The sequence below is a fragment of the Amycolatopsis anabasis genome (genome assembly GCF_009765355.1).
Classification (GTDB): Bacteria; Actinomycetota; Actinomycetes; order Mycobacteriales; family Pseudonocardiaceae; genus Amycolatopsis; species Amycolatopsis anabasis.
The window spans coordinates 31,532-52,069 of sequence record NZ_VTHK01000028.1 but is presented as its reverse complement, the minus strand read 5'-3'; the positions used below and the strand labels follow the sequence as shown (position 1 = coordinate 52,069).

Annotated in this window: 20 protein-coding genes and 1 pseudogene; 18 read left to right on the top strand and 3 right to left on the bottom strand. The window is 67.4% G+C overall.

Annotated elements, in window-relative coordinates:
* Nucleotides 1-34 precede the first annotated feature (34 nt).
* The 11 genes from FXO23_RS30965 to FXO23_RS30915 all read left to right on the top strand — a co-directional run bounded on the left by FXO23_RS30965 (nucleotide 35) and on the right by FXO23_RS30915 (nucleotide 7,661).
* Complete coding sequence (locus FXO23_RS30965; protein ID WP_158889032.1) at nucleotides 35-892, top strand: hypothetical protein; 858 nt, start codon at nucleotides 35-37, stop codon at nucleotides 890-892.
* 383 nt (nucleotides 893-1,275) lie between these two features.
* Nucleotides 1,276-1,983 carry a deazapurine DNA modification protein DpdA family protein gene (locus tag FXO23_RS52725; protein WP_425484924.1) on the top strand — a complete coding sequence of 236 codons (708 nt, stop codon included), beginning with the start codon at nucleotides 1,276-1,278 and terminating at the stop codon, nucleotides 1,981-1,983.
* Nucleotides 1,984-2,104: 121 nt separating this feature from the next.
* The gene (locus FXO23_RS30955) at nucleotides 2,105-2,515 is read left to right on the top strand and encodes a hypothetical protein (protein WP_158889030.1); all 411 of its coding nucleotides are present in this window, start codon (nucleotides 2,105-2,107) and stop codon (nucleotides 2,513-2,515) included.
* The gene (locus FXO23_RS30950; RefSeq protein WP_158889029.1) at nucleotides 2,512-2,955 is read left to right on the top strand and encodes a hypothetical protein; all 444 of its coding nucleotides are present in this window, start codon (nucleotides 2,512-2,514) and stop codon (nucleotides 2,953-2,955) included. Before FXO23_RS30955 ends, FXO23_RS30950 begins: the two co-directional genes overlap by 4 nt.
* 115 nt (nucleotides 2,956-3,070) lie before the next feature.
* Entirely contained in the window at nucleotides 3,071-4,150 is a 1,080-nt protein-coding gene (locus FXO23_RS30945; protein ID WP_158889028.1) for a DUF4192 domain-containing protein, read from the top strand.
* A 108-nt stretch (nucleotides 4,151-4,258) separates the two neighbouring features.
* On the top strand, nucleotides 4,259-5,011 hold the full coding sequence (locus FXO23_RS30940) for a hypothetical protein (protein WP_158889027.1): 753 nt from the start codon (nucleotides 4,259-4,261) through the stop codon (nucleotides 5,009-5,011).
* Nucleotides 5,012-5,359: 348 nt separating this feature from the next.
* Complete coding sequence (ssb, locus tag FXO23_RS30935) at nucleotides 5,360-5,872, top strand: single-stranded DNA-binding protein (protein ID WP_158889026.1); 513 nt, start codon at nucleotides 5,360-5,362, stop codon at nucleotides 5,870-5,872.
* Nucleotides 5,873-5,998: 126 nt separating this feature from the next.
* Nucleotides 5,999-6,337 (top strand): hypothetical protein, encoded by a 339-nt coding sequence (locus tag FXO23_RS30930; protein WP_158889025.1) that lies wholly within the window; start codon nucleotides 5,999-6,001, stop codon nucleotides 6,335-6,337.
* Nucleotides 6,327-6,728, top strand: a complete 402-nt coding sequence (locus FXO23_RS30925; RefSeq protein ID WP_158889024.1) for a hypothetical protein — start codon at nucleotides 6,327-6,329, stop codon at nucleotides 6,726-6,728. Before FXO23_RS30930 ends, FXO23_RS30925 begins: the two co-directional genes overlap by 11 nt.
* 38 nt (nucleotides 6,729-6,766) lie before the next feature.
* Complete coding sequence (locus FXO23_RS30920) at nucleotides 6,767-7,102, top strand: hypothetical protein (RefSeq protein ID WP_158889023.1); 336 nt, start codon at nucleotides 6,767-6,769, stop codon at nucleotides 7,100-7,102.
* Between the two features lie 100 nt (nucleotides 7,103-7,202).
* Entirely contained in the window at nucleotides 7,203-7,661 is a 459-nt protein-coding gene (locus FXO23_RS30915; RefSeq protein ID WP_158889022.1) for a hypothetical protein, read from the top strand.
* Between the two features lie 64 nt (nucleotides 7,662-7,725).
* Here FXO23_RS30915 and FXO23_RS30910 read toward each other — a convergent pair whose 3' ends face one another.
* A complete protein-coding gene (locus FXO23_RS30910; RefSeq protein ID WP_158889021.1) occupies nucleotides 7,726-8,412 on the bottom strand; it encodes a hypothetical protein in 687 nt (228 codons plus the stop codon).
* An 826-nt stretch (nucleotides 8,413-9,238) separates the two neighbouring features.
* Here FXO23_RS30910 and FXO23_RS30905 point away from each other — a divergent pair.
* The 3 genes from FXO23_RS30905 to mobF all read left to right on the top strand — a co-directional run bounded on the left by FXO23_RS30905 (nucleotide 9,239) and on the right by mobF (nucleotide 16,128).
* Nucleotides 9,239-10,432, top strand: a complete 1,194-nt coding sequence (locus FXO23_RS30905; RefSeq protein WP_158889020.1) for a hypothetical protein — start codon at nucleotides 9,239-9,241, stop codon at nucleotides 10,430-10,432.
* Nucleotides 10,433-10,501: 69 nt separating this feature from the next.
* Nucleotides 10,502-10,714: a hypothetical protein gene (locus FXO23_RS30900; protein ID WP_158889019.1), complete on the top strand. Its 213-nt coding sequence runs from the start codon at nucleotides 10,502-10,504 to the stop codon at nucleotides 10,712-10,714.
* Between the two features lie 305 nt (nucleotides 10,715-11,019).
* Entirely contained in the window at nucleotides 11,020-16,128 is a 5,109-nt protein-coding gene (mobF, locus tag FXO23_RS30895; RefSeq protein ID WP_158889018.1) for a MobF family relaxase, read from the top strand.
* A gap of 87 nt (nucleotides 16,129-16,215) precedes the next feature.
* Here the strand turns inward: mobF and FXO23_RS30890 are convergent, their stop codons facing one another.
* Nucleotides 16,216-16,665, bottom strand: a complete 450-nt coding sequence (locus FXO23_RS30890) for a hypothetical protein (RefSeq protein WP_158889017.1) — start codon at nucleotides 16,663-16,665, stop codon at nucleotides 16,216-16,218.
* Nucleotides 16,666-17,059: 394 nt separating this feature from the next.
* Here FXO23_RS30890 and FXO23_RS30885 point away from each other — a divergent pair, with 394 nt between their 5' ends.
* The 4 genes from FXO23_RS30885 (at nucleotide 17,060) to FXO23_RS30870 (ending at nucleotide 20,199) form a co-directional block, all read left to right on the top strand.
* Complete coding sequence (locus FXO23_RS30885; RefSeq protein ID WP_158889016.1) at nucleotides 17,060-17,701, top strand: hypothetical protein; 642 nt, start codon at nucleotides 17,060-17,062, stop codon at nucleotides 17,699-17,701.
* Nucleotides 17,702-17,721: 20 nt separating this feature from the next.
* Entirely contained in the window at nucleotides 17,722-18,369 is a 648-nt protein-coding gene (locus tag FXO23_RS30880) for a hypothetical protein (RefSeq protein WP_158889015.1), read from the top strand.
* An 81-nt stretch (nucleotides 18,370-18,450) separates the two neighbouring features.
* Nucleotides 18,451-19,137: a hypothetical protein gene (locus FXO23_RS30875; RefSeq protein WP_158889014.1), complete on the top strand. Its 687-nt coding sequence runs from the start codon at nucleotides 18,451-18,453 to the stop codon at nucleotides 19,135-19,137.
* Between the two features lie 126 nt (nucleotides 19,138-19,263).
* Complete coding sequence (locus FXO23_RS30870; RefSeq protein WP_158889013.1) at nucleotides 19,264-20,199, top strand: cyclase family protein; 936 nt, start codon at nucleotides 19,264-19,266, stop codon at nucleotides 20,197-20,199.
* A gap of 154 nt (nucleotides 20,200-20,353) precedes the next feature.
* Here FXO23_RS30870 and FXO23_RS52720 read toward each other — a convergent pair.
* Nucleotides 20,354-20,498 (bottom strand): annotated as a pseudogene (locus tag FXO23_RS52720) (transposase); the annotation flags it as partial.
* Between the last annotated feature and the right edge of the window lie 40 nt (nucleotides 20,499-20,538).

The window sequence follows — 20,538 nt, the reverse complement described above, 5'->3', positions numbered from 1 at the left end:
TCTCTGATATCCACGAACTGTTAGGAGGACTGGCATGTCGTCACCCACCGACAATCCCGAGCCAGAACACCGCGACCGCACGCGTCAGGACGTTCCGTGTGTCCGGACCGAATCTCTGGTGCGCGTGCAGGGCGACGACATCGATTACCCGGCGTGGGTGCCCAACGCCAGTGGCATTCCATGGTTCCGCGCCGACCCGTGGTTTCGCCGCGACGTGGTGAACCGGATCTTGGACCGCCGCCCCTGGTCGGGTACCGGAATCCAGACCGTGCGCTTTGTCGACTGGCTCCTCGTCGTGCTCTGGCGGAGCTGTCGCTTCGCGGTGATCCAGCCAGACGAGGAGGGGTACTACCCGCTCGATCGGCTCGGGCTGCGGTGGCAGCCGGGGCTCACGGCGCCGGCGCTCACCTTTCCCACCGCCCTTGGGTTGGTCGCCGCAGACCGTGACCTGGTTGAGCCCTACGTCGACGCGCCGCTCGATGTCGAAGAACGCCATCCCCAGGACTGGGTCTACGTCGTGGCGCGCAAGACCATGCCCGCGCGGACACACCTGCAACTGGTGCGTGCTGGTGACGTCTCGCTTTATGAGGCTGACCGTCACGAGAATGAATGCCCGGACAATGTGGACTGGGAGACCACCAGCTTCTGGCCCGAGTGCCGTTACTGCCAAGAGCCTCTCTTGGACCCTGGCTCCGTTCCTGGCATGTACTACCCGGAGCCCGACAACGACGAATGGCGCTGTGTGGCGCACCCGCGAACCGGCCGACCCCGGCCGCATTCCGCTGACTGGGTACTCCGCGACCTCCGCACCAATGCCCGGCTTCCACTGCCCGGTATCGGGATCCCCGCGCCCGAGCGCACAGGTCCGATCCTCACGAGCAACGAGTGTTGATCTCGGCCGGTGAGCCCGGATCTTCGTCGTCCTGACCACCAGCCTCGTTATCCCTAACCACGGTTCCCGAATCCGCGCACCGCGCACCGTCATCGCCAGGCCGATCACACAGGTACCGGGTGTTCCCGATCAAACGCCCGATCGGGAACACCCCAGTACACCACCGTGCGACATGACAGGAAGCGTCCCGACCGGGCGTCCCCCGCATGGCGGCCATCCCCGGTATTCATCGTCGGAGGGCAACCGTGACCACGGTTTACTTAGGCGTCCATCATGGACGATGGTTGGAGCAGCTTTCTGTCCCGATGTGCGTGTCCCTGAACACCATGCATCCCTACGCCGACGACTGGGAACGACACCCGAAGGCGTTCAACTTGTAGATTTTGGACAGTGGTTCCTACACCGAGATCACACGCTTCGGCACCTGGCGATGCGATCCAGACTTGTTCGGCTCACGAGTCACTCGCGTCCTGGACAATGTAGGGACACCGCCAGTGTTCTGCGCTCCACAGGACATTCCCTGTGAACCGCAAGCACGAGCCGCATCCGGTCTTCCGGTGGCAGAACACCAGTCCGATACTATCGAGAACCTGATCTACCTGCGTGAGCAGTTCCCGTTCGTCCCATGGCTGCCGGTCTTGCAGGGCTGGGAACCCGACCAATACCTCGATCATGCCTTTCAATACCGATGCGCGGGTATCGATCTCACGCGAGAGCCGCTTGTCGGGGTGGGAAGTCTGTGCCGACGCGGCGCCGGTCAGACCTCGACCGTGGTACGTATCATCCGCAGCCTCCGCGATCTCGGCATCACGCTCCATCGTTTCGGGGTCTCCCAGCACGTTCTCGCGCGCTGTCCGGTCGAACTGTCCAGTGTGGATTCTCTCGCGTGGTCGCGATCCGCCCGATGGCACGGCCGAGCCATGCCCGGCTGCGCACATCCCGGTTCCTGCACCAACTGCGCCGACTTCGCCCTGCGCTGGCATCGCCGCGCCACGAGCCTCGTGCAACCGCGTCACCGTTCCCTGCGCCCACTGCGCCAGCAACGTCACGGTCATGCGCCCTCCGGCGTGCGGGCTGGCCGCCGCCAGTAGAGCACACCCGGCCCCGGGCGCCGGCTACTGCTGCGCCGCGACCGTGACCGGGGTGGTGCGCCCGGGGACACGGGTGTGCTGCGGAGTAGGCGTCCACCCGCACGCGATCCGGAGGTTCGCCATGTCCACGTCCGCCCTCGACGCACCGGCCGCCGCTGACGATGCCGCTGTGTTCGATAACGCCTGCACCTTGATCGAGACCGAGTTCAACACACGCCGCATCACCACCGGGCCCACCCACTTTTTCGAGCACCTGTACCGGATTCGCCAGCACAAGGCCGCGCTGGTCCGGGCCGTGAACCAGTCAATCCACGTGCACTACCTCACCGAGGCGTTCCGCGTCGTGGACGCCGCCTACCCCTACCTCACCTCGGACGGCCGCTGCACCGACGCCGCGGTCACCGCCGCGTGTGATCCGCTCTACGGCGGCCTCGCTGGCTACCGCACCTCCACGCAGCGCATGCTCCGGCAGGAGGCGCGCGGCATTCTCACCCGCGCGATCGCCGCCGCCGACGGCACGGAGGTGGCGTGACGATGCCTCCGCAGGCACGCTGGCTCACGCCGTACGACTGGAGCCGCTCCTACCTGCTGCCCGACACCGTGGTCAGCAATATTCCACGCCGCGGCAACCTCGGCGAGTTCGGGGCGTGGAATGCCGCCCGCGGTGTCCTCGTCGAACTCTGCCGCGCGCTCGACGCGACACCGATCTCCCTGCGGTATCAAGACCTCGTTGTGCCGCGCACCCGCCATCCGATCGGCATGCGGGTCACCGCCCACGCGCGCCGCCGAACCGGCCGCGACGTGATTCTCGTGTATCGCCGCGAAAGCGCTCCATACGGGCGGCGCGGCGACTACTGGAGCGTCGCGATCAACGGTCTCATTCCCGGTGAAGGCTCAGGCGCCCAGCCGCCGTCGCTGCCCTGGCTCGGTCACCTCGCCCGCTACACCTTCGAGACCGAGCTGCACGCCTAATCACTCTTCCCGACCTCGTCTCCTTCTCGGCCATCGAGAAGGAGACGAGGCCCTGTTCCGTCCCTGAGTCCGTTGACTAACCGCACCTTTTCCCGATCTGGAAAGGACTTCCGCCATGGCCGCCGCCATCTCGTCGATGAGCGACCTGATCGCTTCCGTCCCCGCGTTGCTCGGGTTTGTCCCCCGTGACTCGTTCGTGCTGATCTCGTCCATTAATCAGCCGGACGGTCGGCGCAAGTTCGGCGCAGTGCAGCGCATCGATCTTGCGCAGCTGACCGAGGCCCCCACGATCTGGGCCAGCCGGCTCGCCGCCAACCTCGCAGATCTTTCCGTCGCACAGCTTTTCGGCGTCCTCGTCCCCGCCAGCAGCGGCGCGGCACCACACGCCACTGTTCTGCCGCTGCGGCCGACGATGCGCACGGTGGCAACGACCTTGCTGCAACGCGGCTTGACGGAGCTGGACATCGTGTTCGTGTCCCAGTTCGCCGCCGGGACACCATGGCAGTCCTATCTCGATGGGACCCGCAGGGGGACCCTGCCTGACCCCGCTGGCACCGCGGCCGCCGCCATAGCAACGGCCTCCGGGTACACCATCGCCGCCAGCCGCGAGGACCTCGCCATGCGGTACACCCCTGCCCCGGACGCCGATCGTGCACGTTTACGTCCGCTCATCAACGCAGCCGCGCGCACCGCCCGCCTGGAGGGCGCCCGCTCTGCTGCCACGCGGGCCCGCTTGGCCCGCGCGGACGGCGCGATCCGTGCCGCCAGCGAAGGCGAGCTGCCGACAGACGACACAGTCATGGCCGACCTCGTGGCGACCTTCGCGGCCAGCGTCCTCCGCCATGCCTTGCTCGCCGCCCCCTCCGCCGACATCAGCATCGGCACGGAAAACCTCGCCCTGCACTTGTGGCGGCTAACCCCGGAGCCGTACGCCAGCGAGTTGGCCACGGTGATCGCCACCCATGCCTACTGCCGCGGCGATGGTGCCGGGGCAAGCTGCGCACTCGAGGCAGCCGCTACCCCAGTTCCGCTCGGGCACCTCCTGGGCCGCTGCCTCGACCACAGCCTTCCGCACAACAAGCTCCGCCAAGCCATGAACGAGGCCGCCCAGAAAGTCCGCGACCAGCTCAGCGACGCGACGACGGCACCCGCACCGTCGGCATCCCCGCACGCCACAGATCAGCCCGAGCGATGACGTTCCTCGCTGACCAGGACCCGGTGTCCGGTCCGGCGTCGCCGCCGACCGGACACCGCCTGGTGCCCATCCCACCCCGCTTTCGCGTACCTGGAAAGGGAATCGGTCATGACACCTACCCGCGCCCTGCCGAATGAGTACTACGTCAAGCTGGCCACACCCATTAGCGAGCCCGGCCACGACGTCAGCTTCCCCGCTCGGATTGAGAACGCCCGTGCTCGCGGCGCTGACGGTCACTGGTGGGCTCAGCCTCGCATGCGTCCGGAAGTCCTTCGGGAGTTGCAGCGGTGGCTACGTAGCCACACCCGCATTCGGCTGGAGATCCCCGATCTCGATTCCGCCGGGCGCCCCGCAGGAACCGTGATCGCCCACGTGCCGGGTGCCGAGGACTTCCATTCGCAAGACATCTGCCCCGGCAGCGACGGTCTGTATCCCGTCCACGGTGACGAGGCGTGGACGTGGTTCTTGTCCGTGCCCACCACGAGCCCCGAGGTCATCCATGCTGAGCGGTCTCGCCTGCTCACGCCTGATGTTCTGCGCGCCGAGCCCGGCGAACACTACGTCGCGCTCGAGGAGCCTTGCCCCGCGTTTCCCGCACTGATCGAGGACGAACGAGGGAAAAGGGTCGCCAGTCCCCGCTTCCGGTGCGTGGTCGCCGAAGCGCTTGTCGCATGGCTCAATCACGCACACCTGACCATCGATCCCAGCTACAGCCGGGGCTACTGGGACAACGACGGCATCGTGCTCCTCGACGACGAGTACTCCGGCCAGCACGGTTACCAGCCCGAGCGCATCGAGCCCGACGCCGACGGCCGGTACCTCGTCGGCCAGACATGGGAGTGGTCCGAGGTCACCGACTAGCGAAGCCAGCTCACACATGAGCAGAGCGGGCCAGTGGACAACGAGCGGCGTGTCGCCGAGCCGACGGCTGTGGTGTCTGCCGAGGTGGCCTCGCGGGCTCGCCGGTGAGTGGACCGCCCGAAGGTAAGCACACCCCGGCCGGGGGCCCAGCGGCCCCGAAGCCCGGCGCCGATCCGCCCGGGTGAACCGGCCCGTGCCTGCACCCAGGTCACCGCCAGTTCGCAAAGGCCGGTCCACACCGAGCGGATGAGCCGGGCCGGGGCCGTCGCCTAAGGGCGACCCCCGGACCGGGGTGTGCTGAGGCTACGCCGCGTTCCACACACCGCCACGAGCCCAGGAGGCCCACAAATGGCTGGAGACACCATCATCACCGTCGTCGGCAACACCACCGCCGCGCCCGAAGGCCGGTTCTTCCCGACCGGGGCGTTCGTCGCCAACTTCACCGTCGCGTCCACCCCGCGGACCTTCAACAAGCAGCGTGGCGAGTGGGAGGACGGCGAGACGCTGTACATGCGCTGCAACGCCTGGGGAAAGTTCGGCGAGCAGATCGTCGACAGCATCGAGTCCGGTGCCCGGGTCGTCGTGCAGGGGCGGCTCAAGCAGCGCACCTTCCAGAACAAGGAAGGCGAGAAGCGCACCGTGGTCGAGCTGGAGGTCGACGAACTCGGCCCGTCGCTCAGGTACGCCACCGCCAAGGTCACCAAGGTCAAGAAGAACAACCAGCGCAAGCAGGCACCTGCCGAGACGACCGCGCCGACTGCCGAGGTCGGCGACGACGACCCGTGGGGTGCCGCCCCTGAGCCGCAGCTCGTCGGGGCCGGTGCCAGCAGCGCCAGCGGCGAGGGTAACCCGCCGTTCTGACCGACCTGGTGCCCGGTCGACACTTCCCCGCCGACCGGGCACCACCCCCTTCAGGCCGGTGGGCCAGCCACGACGGCTGGCCCACCGGCCCTTCTGCTGTCCACCCGCTTCGACGCTGGAGGAACCATGTCCGACGCAGACCTCGTGCGAGCCGCGCTGCACATCCACGATCACGACCCGGCCGGGCTTGACAACCGCACCGCCAACGCCCTGGCGCGTGTCATCGCGACCTGGTGGTACGCCGGGGATGACACCGACTACTACACCTTCGTCTCCATCGGCGCCGTCCCCGACAACCCCCAGGATCTCTGGCGCCGCATGGCACCGGCCGCCAACGGTGCGCCTCCCGCGGACCGTCGCGCGCTCGACTTCCTCGGCAGCTACCTGCTGCGCCACGCCGGACGCGGCCCCGTGCCCGGCTGGCAGTTCATCTGGCTGGACGCCGGAGCCGAGCATGTCCGATAGCCCCGACTCCCCCGAGGACGAGGTCGTCGTCTTCATCGTCAGCAAGCACTCGAATCGGCCGTACCGGCGGGTGCTCTGGCGGGTCACGCGCGCCGACGCGATGAAGATCTGCAGCGACCCGCGCACGTCCGGCGCGCACCACATGCTGTGCTGGACCGCCTATAACGTCGACGACCCCGACCTCAACGTCTACGTGCCCGACTCCGGCCGCAACGACGACGTCCTCCGCGACCACCACATCCAGATCCTGGCCGCGTACACCGGCCCCCGCCCTCGCCGCCCGCCGACACCGACGCGTGCCTCCCGACCCTCGCGCAGCTCCCGCGCCACGACTCCGGCCGGTCAGGGCGAACTCTTCTCCACCGCCGACCTCGCCAGCACCGCGCGCTGACCGGCGGGGCGGCTTTCTTCTGATCTCAGGAGGTGATCATGAGGCACTACATCCTGACCGTGTGCACCATCGACTACCAGGTCGTCGACGACGGCACCGGCGGCTCCACCGACCGCGAACTGGACCGCTACCGCGGACTCGTGCACCGCAGGCACCTCATCGACGTCGCCACCTACCTCGCCGATCACGGCCTAGTCGTGCCCTCGCACTACCCCGAGCCCGGCCAGGACACCTGGCTGCACACCGTGCCCCAGCCCGAAGGTGACCACTGGGTCATGCTCACCGCGCACCCCGACCCGGCCACGTTCACCGGCCGGGAATGGTGCGCCGTCGTCACCGCGGTCACCACGCGAGCAGAGTCGCGCGATGTCTAGCCGCCAGTACGGAACCTGGGCTCCAGCCCGTCCTCGCCAGCAGCGGCCGTTGGTCGGAAAATCACCCATCAACGTGGTGCACGTCCTTTACGCTCGGACTATGAGCACCCGCTACGGAATCAGCTTTCTCGGCCTGATCCTGGCCAGCGGCGCCGGAGTGTTCCTCGGAGCGGTGCCGGTCGGGTACGTCGCGATGATCGCCACCGCGTTCGTCAACACCCCGATGCTCGGCGCGCTTCCCGGCGCGGTCGTCCTCGGCGCCCTCGCCGGTCTGGTCGTCGCCTACGGCACCCGCCACAAGATCCGGCCGCGGATGGCGCAGCGTCGCAGGCGGTTCGTGCTCGCCGGGGTGATCACCATGCCCGGGTACATCTTCATCGGCCAGTTCCCCAATCTCACCACCAGCCAGACCGCCGCGCGGTGGGCGGTCGGGTTCGTGCTGTGCTGCGGGGTCGCGGGCATGGTCGTCTACTACCAGTGGCGCAAGCGGCTCACGCTGCAGCGGCACGCGCGCCGGGTCGCCGCGCTCAAGGCGCGCCAGCAGGCCACCTCCCGCTGAACCCCCGGCAGCGTGGTGGGCGGCACCACGACGGTGCCGCCCACCACACGCCCGCGCAGCCTGGTCACTCTTCCACGCCGGTCGGCCAACCGCTGGGGCCCTGGGCCTCGGCGGTGAACTCGCCGCCCCCGCCACCCGGGTCGACGGCCACCGTCTCGGCCTCCGCCGGGCTCGTCGCGGTGTCCACCGGTTGCGCGTCCGTCCCGGCGTCCGCTTCCGCATCCGGCGCGCCTGCCGCTTCCGCGTTGCGTACCGACGCCGCTTCCGTGTCGGCGCTCTCCGGTGTGCCGTCGTCGGCTGAGCCCTCCCGGGCCAGCGCGCTCACAGCCCTGGGCGAGATGCCCAGCATCGCCGCCGTCGCCGACACGCTGACCTCGGCCCTGCGGATCTGCCGCACCGAGGTGGCCATGACCGTCCGCCAGTCGGCGATCTCCATGTCCGCGTCCGCGCGCACCTGTTCCTTGAGCCGGTCGTACTCCTCGACCTTCGCGGCCCTCTGCCGCTCCAGCTCCGCCAGCTTGCGTTCGAGTTGGCTCTCCAGCGCGCCCAGGCGGTCATCCCGCTTGCGTTCCACAGCCTCGATCGCCGTCGCCGCCTCGGCGAACGGACCGAGCGCCTCGTCTACGCGGCGCTCGTTCTCCCGCTCCCGCTCCAGCTGCTCCGCACGGCGCTCCCGCGCGGCCTCCAGCCGCTCCAGCGTCGCCGTCGACCGACGCCGCCGCCGTGGCCTGGTCGTCTTCTTCTCGGCCATGCCGAACCTCCCCGCTGGGGAGGGCTGCGGTCCTGTCGCCGAGGTTACCCGCCGCGCCATCTATATCGCCGCGGTAGCCGGGCAGGTATGTCGCGGCCAGATCTGTGCGGCGAATCAAGACCGCACTCGGGGAGAGGAGGGGACGCGGTGCCGCCGCGCCAGCCCCGAAGGGCTGTCACCGCCGAGGCGATGACCGGCAAAAGCCGCGGCGGCCCGCTCACGCCCCGCCAACCGGGCTCACGTGGGCCCTACGGGGCGCTGTCTCCCAGCGTAGCGGCTGCTGACCGCTGCTGCGCGACCGGTCAACATCGTGGAGCCCACTCGCCGAGCACTCGCTCCGGTTCCGCGCCACGGTGGGCACCTTCCGCGCACACGTCGCGTCCGCGGGGAATGGGTGGCCCCGAAATTGTACGGTCGCTACCCCAAATACAAGGATCTTCGACCGCTTCGCGGCGCCTTCGGCGTCCTTGCATTCGGGTCCCCTCGCTCCCTAGGACAGGCGTTAAGGGGCAGGCCGGGGGCCTGCCCCTGGTTGCTTCGGGGCCACCCATTCCCCACTCAGCAGGGGGTCACCTTCAATTCAGCAGAGCAGCACGCCAGAACCAGCGAAACAGCCATCTGAGAGCCACCAGAACAAGGAAAACAGAGCAGCTATGCGACTTCTTCCGTCCCGCTCTATTGCACATCTCATAAGCCCGTAAATTGGCGCAAATTATCCCCAATATGGGTTGTGACCAGCCAAAACACGCACTAGTATCGATCCCGTAAGGCAATCGGGACGGCAAACCCGAGAGCCACAACCAATATCACGTAAGGATCACTAATCATGGTTTCGACCATTCAGAAAAAGCACCGTAAGAGCGTGGACCTGATTGTTTCCGCTTTGCAGGCGGAACCGCCGCGCGTCCGGTCCGCCCTCACCGAGTTGCGCCGCGTATTCGAGCGCAGCGGAGAGAACCCGCCCGCGATCCTGTCCGCGTGCGCCGCACTGCTCAACACGGACCAGGCGATCACCGCCGACGTGTTGCACGCCGTCAGCACCGCACACGCCGAGTGGGACAGCTACGGCGACCGCGAGCGCGAATTGTTCCACCGGTGCGTCTACACCAGCGAGACCCGCCGAGCTGTCGCGGTAACCGAGGTAGCCGACGTTACCGCCATGCTGCGGGAGAACCCGCCGCGCATCTCGCACGCGCTGAACGGGTTGCGCTGGTTGAACGCCGCTACCCAAGGGCAGCGCCGCGACGCGTTCACCGTGTGCGCGTCCCTGCTCAAGAACCCCAGCGCCACGCACCCGACGATCGTGGACGCCATCCAGACCGGCTACCAGTTGTGGCCGCGCCTGGACGACGACCACCGCGCGTTGCTCACGGCATGCATCTACGCCAGCAAGGAGCGCGCCACCATTGCGCGCCGCCGCGCCGCCAAACGCCAGCAGCAGCGCGAAGCCGAGTCCGGCGACGTCCACCGGTGCGACGGCTGCGACGGCCCGATGCCGGAGACTCCCGAACTCCCGTACTGCTCGGATCCGTGCCGCCGTGAAGCCGAAGCAGCGCAGCGCCCCACGCCCGCCGAGCACACCACCGCAACACCCGCCGCACCCAAGCAGGAAACCACCGAGCAGCGCGCCCGCGCGCCGTACACCGTCGGTGAAGTCGAAGCCCAGTACGACGAGCAGTATCGAGAGATCATTCACGCGATCCCCAGCGCAGGCAGGGTCCGCAAGGATGAGCGCGCCGTGGACGCCTACGAGGGACAGCGCAAGCGACAGCTTGACCTGGACGACACCCGCGACCGCGAAACGGACCTCACCGGGCGCGAAGTGACCATTGAGGACTACGAGCGCGCCTCTCTGCGCGGGATTGACCCGCGCGCGTTGTGCTCCGCGTGCAACTTGGAGCGCACGCCGACCGAGCAGCGCGGCCCGAACACGGACGGCCGTTGCGAACAGTGCCGCGAGCGCAACGCGCCGCCGTTGCGCACCACCGCGCCGACGCGAGAACTCGCCGCCGTCGCCTAGCCTCACCGCCCACAGGGCAGGGCACCTCGCACGGGGTGCCCTGCCCCCTTTCCGCCAGGAGTCGCCATCGTGCGCACCTTTGACGAGATCCTCACCGAGATTGACCGTCACCTCAGCGAGGCCGACGCCATCCCGACCGACGCGCCCGCGCCGGTCGCCGCCTACCTGCGCGAGCTGCTGACCCGACACGCGCAGTGGGCAACCACCGAGCAGGGCACCGTGTCCGAAGTGGTCCCCGCCGACGCCATCCGTCGCGAACTCTCACACCTCAGCCAGCGCTAGCCCACCGCACCACCGAAGCGGCCGCCGGTCACCGACCGGCGGCCGCTTTTTCGTGCGCCGTTCGCGCGCAACGCGCGCGAACGGCGCAACCGCGCGAGCCATCCCCACACCACCCACCTACCAGCCCACCCCAGCCCGCACGCCACCCCCGCACCACACCACCGCCCAGCCGCGCCCCGCCCTGCCTGCCACACCACCGCCCCCGCCTCACCTCTACCCCACCCTCCCCCGCACACAGCACATCTTGCAGATCATCTGAACCGGGTGGGCGTCGCCGGATTTTCGGCGTACGGTGGAGGTCAGTGATGGGCTTGCGCAAGCTGAGCCCTGGTGGTCATGAGTATCTCACGAATACGGTTGCGTGCGCAGATCGCGACCGTCGGCTCGAGCCCGGCGAGCTGTTAAGTGACTACTACCTCTCCCGTGGTTACCCGGCAGGCCAATGGTTTGGCGCCGGCGCGGAGGCTTTAGGACTCGCCGGCGAAGTCACCCCTGCCCAGATGAACGCGCTTTACGGCGAGGGCAGGCATCCGAACGCCGATGCGATCGAGGCGGAGGAGATCGCCAACGGCGCGACCGCCGAGGAAGCTCTCCGGGCCACGCGCCTGGGCCGGCGGTTCCCGCAGTACTCGGCGCTGGACCACATGCGCAGCAAGGTCAGCCAGGCGTACAAGGACTATAACCGCGAACACGGCCGCCCTGTCGGTGCACCCATTTCCGCCGAGGTCCGCACCCGGCTGCGGCATGGCGTTCAGGTGCAGGCGTTCAAAGAAGCCAACGAGGGCCGGGATCCGGCCGATGACAAGGAGTTGCGGAAGTGGCTGGCTGAGCAGAAAAGCAGTTTGAAGTCCGCGGTGTCGGGGTTCGAGATGGTGTTCGCGCCGGACAAGTCCGTCTCGATCGCCTGGGCCATGGCGCGGCCGGAGGAACGTGAACTGATCGCTGGGCTGGTGCGCCAAGCCGCGCGGGACGCATTGTCCTATGTGGAACGGAATGCGTCGTTCACCCGGCGTGGGAACCTGGGTGAGGCCCAGGTCGATGTCAACGGCATCACCGCGGCGTTGTTCGAGCACTGGGATTCCCGCGCCTCCGACCCGCATCTGCATATCCACGCGCTGATCTCGTCCAAGGTGCAGCGCTCTGATGACGACCAGTGGACCGCGTTGGATGGTCGCACCATCATGGCCGCGACCGTGACCGCGAGCGAGTACTTCGATTCGCGGTTGCGTGATCTGTTCCGGGAACAGGGCGCCTCGTGGGTTCTGCGTGGCGCCGAGGGTGTGGATCTCAAGCGGCCGGTGTGGCAGCTCGCCGGGGTTCCGGTGGAGCTGGTGAAGGCGTTCTCCCAGCGGCACCGGCAGTTCGAGGCAGCTCGTGCGAAACGGATCGTGGAGTTCCGGGACAAGCATGGCCGCGAGCCGACGCCGAAGGAAATCTTCGCCATCGACCGCCAGGCGCAGTACGACAACCGGCCCGGCAAGCAACCTCCGAAGACGCTATCGGAGCACGTGCGCGCGTGGCGGGAGTACGCCCATCAGGTCGTTGCCCCGAGCGTCCTCGACGTGCTCGGTCGGCGTGTCTTCCTCACGGGCTCGGACGAGCACGAGCCGGTCGACGTCATGGCGCTCGCCCGCACGACCCGCGCGATTGTCTCCGACAACTACAGCCACTTCTCTTGGTGGAACCTGGCCGCCGAGGCACACCGCCAATCCGCCCACCTGGTGGTGCCCGCCGACAAGCGCGAGCAGCTCATCGATGACGTGGTCGCCGCGGTGCTCGCCGAACCCGACACGTTAGCGCTCACCGGCCCGGTCGCGGTCGAGGAACCGGCCTCGCTGCGGCGTCGAGACGGCGAATCCGTGTTTGTCGAACGCCGTTCCATCCGCTACACCACCACCGCCACCTTGGCCGCGGAGGGGGATCTGGTCGCGTGGGCGCGCCGCCGTGGCGGACACCGGTTGCGCACTGACACCGTGGACAAGGCGCTCGCGGGGAAGAAGCTCAACGCGGGGCAGGAGCGCATGGTGCGCGAGTTCGCCCGCTCCGGCCGCCGCCTTCAACTCGCGTTGGCGCCCGCTGGAGCGGGCAAGACCACCGCCATGAAGGTGCTGGCCACCGCGTGGCGGCGCACCGGGCACCGGGTCTATGCCTTCGGTCCGTCCGCCCGCGCCGCTCAGGAACTGGGTGCCGCGATCGGCGCGAAGCCGCACACCCTGCACCAGCTGACCACCACGCAACGCTTGGGGTTCGCGCATCGTGCGTTTCCGATGGAGGCCGGAGACCTGGTCATCATCGACGAGGCCGCCATGGCCGGCACCCATACCCTGCACGCCGTAGTCAAATACGCCCTGCGCAAGGGCGCCGACGTGCGGCTCATCGGCGACGACGCCCAGCTCGCCGCCGTCGAGGCGGGCGGCGCGATCCGGCTCATCTCCCACGACGTCGGAGCCTTGCGCTTCCAGGAAATCGTGCGGTTCCAAGGCCCAGACCGCAGGAATCAGGCGGCCGCGTCGCTACAGATCCGCGACGGCGACACCCGTGGACTGAAGTACTACCTCAAGAACAACCGCGTTGAGGACGGGTCTCTGGAGACCATGCGCGACGCTGCGCACGCCGGGTGGCGCGCCGACCTCGACCGTGGTGTGCAGTCCCTGCTCATCGTGCCGACCAATGAGGACACCGTCGCTCTCAATCTCGAAGCGCGCGAACTCCGGCTACGCCGAGGTGATCTGACCCGCGGCCGCGAGGTCGATCTGCACGACGCGACCACCGCCGGGGTCGGGGACTGGGTCGTCACCCGCCACAACCAGCGTCTGCTGTCGCTGTTTGGTGGCCGGGACTTCGTGAAGAACGGTGACGTCTGGACCGTCAAGTCCGTGCACCGCTCCGGGAAGATCACCGTGCAACACCGCGTCCACAAGGGCACGATCACCCTGCCCGCGGGCTACGTGAAGGCGCACGTCGAGCTCGCCTATGCGGCCACGGTCAACCGTGTGCAGGGCATGACCTCGACCGGGAACGCACACCTGCTGGTGCCGCCGACCATGACGCGCGAACAGCTCTACCCAGGCATCACCCGCGCGATGCTCAAGAACTTCTTGTACGTGATCACCCATCACCACGTCATCGATCAGCATCAGGAAACCCCCGAGCCCCAGACACCGGAAGCCGTGCTCACCGGTGTGCTCAACCATTCCGGCGCCGAGGTGTCGGCGACCGAGACGCTGCGCGCCAAGCAGGACGAAGCGGTCTCACTGGGCACGCTGGTCTTGCGCTACAACTACACCGCCACCTATCGCGACGACGACCGCTACCGCGCCGTGCTCGCACGCCGGGCTCCCGCGACGGTCGACCTGGACAGCGAGCCGGCGCTGATCCAAACCCTGCGCAACGCCCACGACCTCGGTTGGGAACCGGATCACCTCGTCACCGCCGCGCTCGGCCGCAGCTCCCTGGCCAAGGCCGACGACCCCGGAGCGGTCCTGCAATCCCGTATCGCCAAGCATCTTCAACGCCACGCCCCACCCGCGCCGACAGCCCCATCGCAGCGCGCCGACGTCGCCCGCTGGCGCGGCATCTTCGATGCGATCGCCCCGAACGCGGCCGTGGAAGACCCGCAGTGGCAACGCGTCTGGCAGCGCGCGGCCGGCGCGCTCGCCGTCGGTTTCGACGTCGACGCCGCCCTGACCGTGGTAGCCCATCAGCTCGCTGCCCGCCCCGACGGGCCCGACCCGATGCCCGACCACCAGTACGCCGACGCAGCGCTGGCTGCCGAACTGGACCGCCGTGCCGACCGGGGCGAAGCACATCGCCCCGCCATCCCATGGCTGGCCCGCCCCGACTTCGCCGCCGCCCGCCACCACCCCGGCCACACCCAGTACCTGCACGACATGAACACCGCGATCGCCTCCCGGGTCGAGGAACTGCGCGCGGCCGCCATCCGGAAGCCACCGGTGTGGACGGCCAAAATCGGTCCCCGCCCGGACAATCCGATCGCGGCCGAGGAATGGGACGACCTCGTGGGACTCGTCGCCGCCTACCGTGAAACCTTCCATATCGTCGGCGACGATCCCGCCGCCCCGCTCGGCGAGAAACCGGACAGCCAGGGCGCCAAAGCACATGCCTGGCACGCCCTCACCAACCGCTGGAACCACCTGGCCGGTCCACCCGAACCTGCCGAGCAAGCGCCGAAACCCGCCGAAAACGCAAGCGAGGAACAACTCGAGGAGGTGTTCGCCGAGTTCGAGCAGCTGCGCGATCGCTACACCAGTGAGCCCTTGAACGTGCTGGTGCGCCGATACGACACCCTCGCCCGTGACGGGGACGAGGACCGCTTTCTCGATGTTCTTGCCCGCCACGTGCCCGGCGCCATCAACGCCGGTGCCGAGCCGGCCGCGCTCGCCGCGCTCAGTCGTGCCCAAGATGACGGTTGGCAGGCCGAACGTCTGGTCCGCAAGGTCACTGACGACACCGGGTTCAGCTGGGCCGACGACCCGGCCGCGGTGCTCGCGAAGCGGGTCTCTGCCTACACCCGTGACCGCCAACCGCCCGCGCGGATCGGCGCCCCCACTGAAGATGAGGTCACCCGCTGGCGCCACATCGTCGCCCGGCACCTGCCCGATGCTCAGGTGACCAGCGAGCAGTGGGGAATCGTGTGGCGTCACGCCGCAGGGGGAGCCACCACCGGACTCGACGCCGATGCGGCACTCACCGACGCCGTCCGCACGCTCGCGACCGACACCACCGGCGGCCGCGACGGCGACTACCGGCGAACCGGGGAAGCGCTCGTCGGCGAGCTCACCCGCCGTCTCGACCAGGGTGAAGGCCACCAGCGGATGCTGCCGTGGCAGGCCGTGCCCGACTTCGGCCGCCCCGGTGATTACCGCGGTGCGCTCGACCGGCTCGACGCACTCAACGCCGAGATCACGGCAAGGACCGATCAGCTTCGCGAGCAGGTCGTTCGTGACCAGCCTCGCTGGGCTTCCCGGCTCGGCACGCGGCCCGAGGATCCCGCCCTCGCGCAACGCTGGGACCAGACCGTGACGTTGGCTGCGGCGTATCGTGAAACGTACGGGATCACCACCACCGATGCTGCCTCCCCGCTCGGTGCACAACCAGCCGGCAACGGGCCCAAGGCCCAAGCCTGGCGAGAGATCAACAACCAGTGGAGGCAGCTGATGACCACGCCAGACCGCGAAGACGTCGAGTCCGACGCCATGCTCACCGTCGAATCTCGCCGCGACACCATGGACGCGCTCAACGCCGAGTTCAGCAGTGGTGTCGCTGCCCAGGCCGAGAACCTGCGCGAAGACGACGAAGCCCGCCACGCCGCACGCCGGGATGAAGCCGAAGACGAACTCGATGATCTCCACGAGGGCCACGGCGACGACCTGCACAGTGGTCTCGGCTACTGAGGCGCCTACGTCGAGCTGACGGCTGTCAGTGGCCAGTGGACTTCCCCGTGGACGGCCACTGATCGCGGCCAGGTCGTGAGGGTGCCGCTACGGGATACCGTGGAAGGCACGGTACGCAGCGTCCATCGCAAGCCGCTGGCGGACATAGTCATGATGGGTTTCCAGCGGCGCTCCGCCACGGGCCGCCAACTGCACCGTCAGGTCTTCCAGCAGTTCGATCAGAACCTGCAACGGGAGCACGGCTTCGGGGCGTCCCTTGTCGTCGACCAGGCCCCGGTCGATGCCAGCCGCGCGCAAGAACACCTCGCGTGAGCTGCCCGTCTGTTCTGGCAGGTCCTGGTCACCTGAGTAATGACGCGCACCCGTGTGGGCGAGCCATGCACCGATCAGATCATGCGCCTGCCGCTCCGCCTCCTCGTACCGACGCACCTGGTCACCAGGCTCGCTGCACAGCTCAAACGCCGACACCAACTCGTCGGCGTCCAGGTGCGGATTCGTCTCGATCAGCGCGGCAACCCGCGGATCCGGATGGGACATGCCAAGCACGATACCCACACCGGCACGACCCGATCGGGGACCACGACTCGGTCACGCACCCAATCCGAGAAACCCGGTCTCAGCAACCGCGCGTCGCAGCACATGGGAACTCAACGCCACCGGCGCTCGTCTGGGATTAGAGCAGTGGCGTGACTTCATCGAGGAGGGCCGAGCTGACCCCGTCACCTCGTAACCGCTGTCATCAGATGTGACAACCGCCTTGCCGACGATCAACAATCTAAACGACAAGTAACCAAAAGGGCCCTAGCTGACGGGTGGCAAGCTACACCGAGAGTGACGATTTGCCAGATATGATCCGATGCCTCGGCGCGGTAGTCGACATCTTCGCGATGCCATGGGGCGCTCTCCTCGGTGCCCGGTAGCCTCCGGATCTGTGATGGTCGCCGCCGAAGCCCCCAAGTGGACCGACGTCGTCAGCGCCTTCGCTTCCACGGTGTCGGCGCTGCTGGCGATAGCCGCCGCCATCGCTGCCTTCCTCGCAGCACGGGCAGCGTGGCGCACGTACCAGGTTCAAGCCGCCGACAAGCACAAGGAGCTAGCCTCGAAATTCGGTCTCTGGTTCGATTCCGACACCGGCGAGGTCGTATACATCAACACCTCCGTACAACCAGTACACGACGTGCACGTAGTTTCCTCACGGCAGAACCCCCGTGAGGATGACACCCAATCTTTGGTGATGCTGGGAACGCTGCCGCCCGGCGAAGACCCCCAGGTCCTGGAAGAGGCATCCGCGTCAGTCCGTGCTCAGGTCGACGAGATCCTTCGCGCGATACACGAAGCGCACCACAGGGACGAGGAACCTGTTCAGGTAGGTAGCTATGGCGCATTCACATCGTCGATGGAACTGACTGTGTACTTCGTCGACGCGAACGGAATCCATTGGCGACGGGCCGCGAACGGCACGCTCAGCGAGATCGACGAGCACACTCGAAACAAGGCATTGAACAAGGCGGAGCTCTACGTTGGCGAAGAGATTTTCGAGATATTCGAGATTGACGGCCGGTCAAATTCATGAGACGTGTCGCCCTGGTGCTCGTGGGCACCGTCTTGATCCTGGCCGTCGGCTCCGTCCTGTTCCTCACGGCGCAAGACGTCATGGCGTCCAACGCGCGGCTGGTTGAGAAGGTCAGCTCCCTCTCGAACCTGTGGTCCGCAACCGCAGCCTTCGGCGCGCTGGCCGTCGCCCTGGCGGCCGGGCGCGTGGCGTTGAAGTCCTATCGGGCCCAAACCTTACAAGTTCGACACCTTGAGCAAGATAAAGAAGCCGAGCTCGCGTCAAAGTTTGGCCTCTGGGCGACAGATGTATACGCCGAGCCTGACGACGTTATCTATCACAACGCGGCAGCCCAGCCTGTCTACCACGTGATTGTCACCTTCTACGTGGGTGGTCTGGCCAGCAGAACAACTCATCGCAGTAAACCGTTGATTTGCGGCACACTGGGGCCAACCCGCGAGCCAGCCACGCTGCCAGCGGCACGCGAAGCCCTTGTCGAGTTTCTCGCCACCGCTGCCCGAGACGAGTCAGCCCATGTTGGACGTGAAGCCAATCGTAAAGACCTCTACGTCCTGTACCTCGAAATTCAGTTCACCGACGGAAACGGCCGAACGTGGATACGCAAGCATGACGGGACATTAAGGTGGATGTCGTCGATCAGAGACGTCGCCGCCTTATCGGCAAAGTAGATGACACGATGGCACTACCTCGAAACGAGCAGTAATCGGAGTTATTCAGCCACCAGGAAGGCTAGCCAGGAAGCGGTAACCATGCCAAGCATCGCTGAATCGACGCCCATCGTTGTCCGGGCCCCCATGAATGATCCATGGACAGACTGGTGGCCGCCTTCCCCGGCTGCGGTCTCGGCGTTGCTCGCCATGGTGGCCGCGATCGTCGCGTACCGCGCGTACCTCGTCAACCGACGAACCAACGTTGTCCAGAACGAGCAGCTTCGTCAGTTGACGAACGACCGGCACAGGGACCTTGCTGCGCGGTTCGGGATCTGGATTGATCGCGGCGACGAGATACCCCAGGTGAAGTACCACAACACCAGTTCTCTCCCGGTGTATGGCGTGGAGGTCGTCGTCGGATTCAGAGGAAAGCGGCAGCACTCAATCTCAATCGGCGATCTCGGACCAACGAGCAGCCCAGAGGTGCTCGAAGACGCCAACAACCTGCTGTCCTTCATGGTGGAGGATAAGGTCAATCAAGCCTCCAGTGGTACCGACATCGCAGAACGCACGCGACTACGGAAGATCACCTACGGTGAGAGCTGCGTTGGTGCATCGTTCCGCGACGGAAACGGCGAACGGTGGCTCCGCAGCACCGAGGGCGCTCTCATTCACGGAGGACGCGTCGACCCGTCGAAGCGAATCTATCTGCCCTACCGGCCTGCGCCCGAAGCTGCGCCCAACACATGGCATCCCGAAGGCTGGCTTCCGGACCTCGACGACTGAACGACATCATTACCCTGGAGCAGGCAGAGATGCTATGCCGACGACGACGAGCCTCCACTGGTCAGGGATACTGCCTCGAACCGCGTGACCGGAGGAGTCGAGCTGGGGATGACGGCAGGGCGACCGATGCCCACACAGGACGACGTGCTCGGGTACTTCGACACGCTGTCGAACTGGGGACGGTGGGGCGACGACGACGAGCTCGGCACTCTGAACCACATCACCGACGACGTCCGGCTGGCGGCGGCGCGGGCCGTGCGCCACGGCAGGAGCGTGTCGTGCGCATGGGAGGTTGCCGTACCGGAAGACATGGAGCGGTCGACGACGACGTGCCCGTGCGCCGCCGACATGCCGGGCGCCGAGCACATGCCGGCGCACTTCCACAACGACCGGCGCTGGGGCTTTTCGAACGAGCGGCTCGGCATCATGTTCCACGGCAACACCATCACCCACGTCGACTCGCCGTGCCACATCTTCTGGGACGGCACGATGTACAACGGGCGGTCGCACTCGTTGGTCGACGCCGCAACGGGATCGGCGTGGGCGGCCGTCACGGCGGCGGCGAACGGGATCCTCACGCGTGGTGTCCTGCTGGACATCGCGAGGGTCCGCGATGTGCCGTGGTTGGAACCCGGGCAGGGTGTGTTTCCCGACGATCTCGAGGAGGCCGAGCGTCGCCAGGGTGTGCGGGTGCGATCCGGCGATGCGGTACTCCTGCGGACCGGCTATGGCCGCTTCCGGCACGAGACCGGTGAGGCCAGCGGTTTCACGCAGGCCGGCTGGCACGCGTCCTGCCTGCCGTGGCTGCATGAACGGGAGGTCGCGCTGATCGGCGCTGACACCCCCCAGGACGTTCAGCCGTCAGGGTACGAAGACGTGTTGATGCCGGTTCACGCCGTGAGCCTCGTCGCGATGGGTCTGTGGATGCTCGACAACTGCGACCTGGAGGTCTGCGCGACGACGGCTACCGAGCTCGGCCAGTGGGACTTCCACCTCGCAGTCGCGCCGGTCCGCTTCGCCGGTACGTCCGGCAGCCCGATCAACCCGATCGCCACATTCTGACCGCGGGGCGCAGCAGCCCGACAGTGTCGGCACCCTTCACCGTCTGAGAGTCGATCAGCCCTGCGCTGGGCTGCGGGTTACGGCCTTCGGCGATCCGCAGCTGTTCACGCACCACCGGGAGGATCTGCGGGAAGTCGGTCGGCAGTTGCCGTCACGCGCATCCGGCGCGCACCACATAGAGGATCGCGTCCACCAACGCGCGGCGGGGATGCTACTCCGGCCGGCCTCCGGTCTTCACCTCCGGCAGCAGCGGCTCGATCAGAGCCCACTGCTCGTCGCTGGTGTGAGGGGTACCGGCTGCGTCGTGCCACTCGCCCGGAGTTAATCACACGGCGGGTG

What these genes read in the sequence shown, in the direction of transcription:
- FXO23_RS30965 (WP_158889032.1), top strand. Translation starts at nt 35, where the DNA reads ATGTCGTCACCCACCGACAATCCCGAGCCAGAACACCGCGACCGCACG.
- FXO23_RS30955 (WP_158889030.1), top strand. Translation starts at nt 2,105, where the DNA reads ATGTCCACGTCCGCCCTCGACGCACCGGCCGCCGCTGACGATGCCGCT.
- FXO23_RS30945 (WP_158889028.1), top strand. Translation starts at nt 3,071, where the DNA reads ATGGCCGCCGCCATCTCGTCGATGAGCGACCTGATCGCTTCCGTCCCC.
- FXO23_RS30940 (WP_158889027.1), top strand. Translation starts at nt 4,259, where the DNA reads ATGACACCTACCCGCGCCCTGCCGAATGAGTACTACGTCAAGCTGGCC.
- ssb (WP_158889026.1), top strand. Translation starts at nt 5,360, where the DNA reads ATGGCTGGAGACACCATCATCACCGTCGTCGGCAACACCACCGCCGCG.
- FXO23_RS30930 (WP_158889025.1), top strand. Translation starts at nt 5,999, where the DNA reads ATGTCCGACGCAGACCTCGTGCGAGCCGCGCTGCACATCCACGATCAC.
- FXO23_RS30925 (WP_158889024.1), top strand. Translation starts at nt 6,327, where the DNA reads ATGTCCGATAGCCCCGACTCCCCCGAGGACGAGGTCGTCGTCTTCATC.
- FXO23_RS30920 (WP_158889023.1), top strand. Translation starts at nt 6,767, where the DNA reads ATGAGGCACTACATCCTGACCGTGTGCACCATCGACTACCAGGTCGTC.
- FXO23_RS30915 (WP_158889022.1), top strand. Translation starts at nt 7,203, where the DNA reads ATGAGCACCCGCTACGGAATCAGCTTTCTCGGCCTGATCCTGGCCAGC.
- FXO23_RS30910 (WP_158889021.1), bottom strand. Translation starts at nt 8,412, where the DNA reads ATGGCCGAGAAGAAGACGACCAGGCCACGGCGGCGGCGTCGGTCGACG.
- FXO23_RS30905 (WP_158889020.1), top strand. Translation starts at nt 9,239, where the DNA reads ATGGTTTCGACCATTCAGAAAAAGCACCGTAAGAGCGTGGACCTGATT.
- mobF (WP_158889018.1), top strand. Translation starts at nt 11,020, where the DNA reads ATGGGCTTGCGCAAGCTGAGCCCTGGTGGTCATGAGTATCTCACGAAT.
- FXO23_RS30890 (WP_158889017.1), bottom strand. Translation starts at nt 16,665, where the DNA reads ATGTCCCATCCGGATCCGCGGGTTGCCGCGCTGATCGAGACGAATCCG.
- FXO23_RS30875 (WP_158889014.1), top strand. Translation starts at nt 18,451, where the DNA reads ATGCCAAGCATCGCTGAATCGACGCCCATCGTTGTCCGGGCCCCCATG.
- FXO23_RS30870 (WP_158889013.1), top strand. Translation starts at nt 19,264, where the DNA reads ATGCCCACACAGGACGACGTGCTCGGGTACTTCGACACGCTGTCGAAC.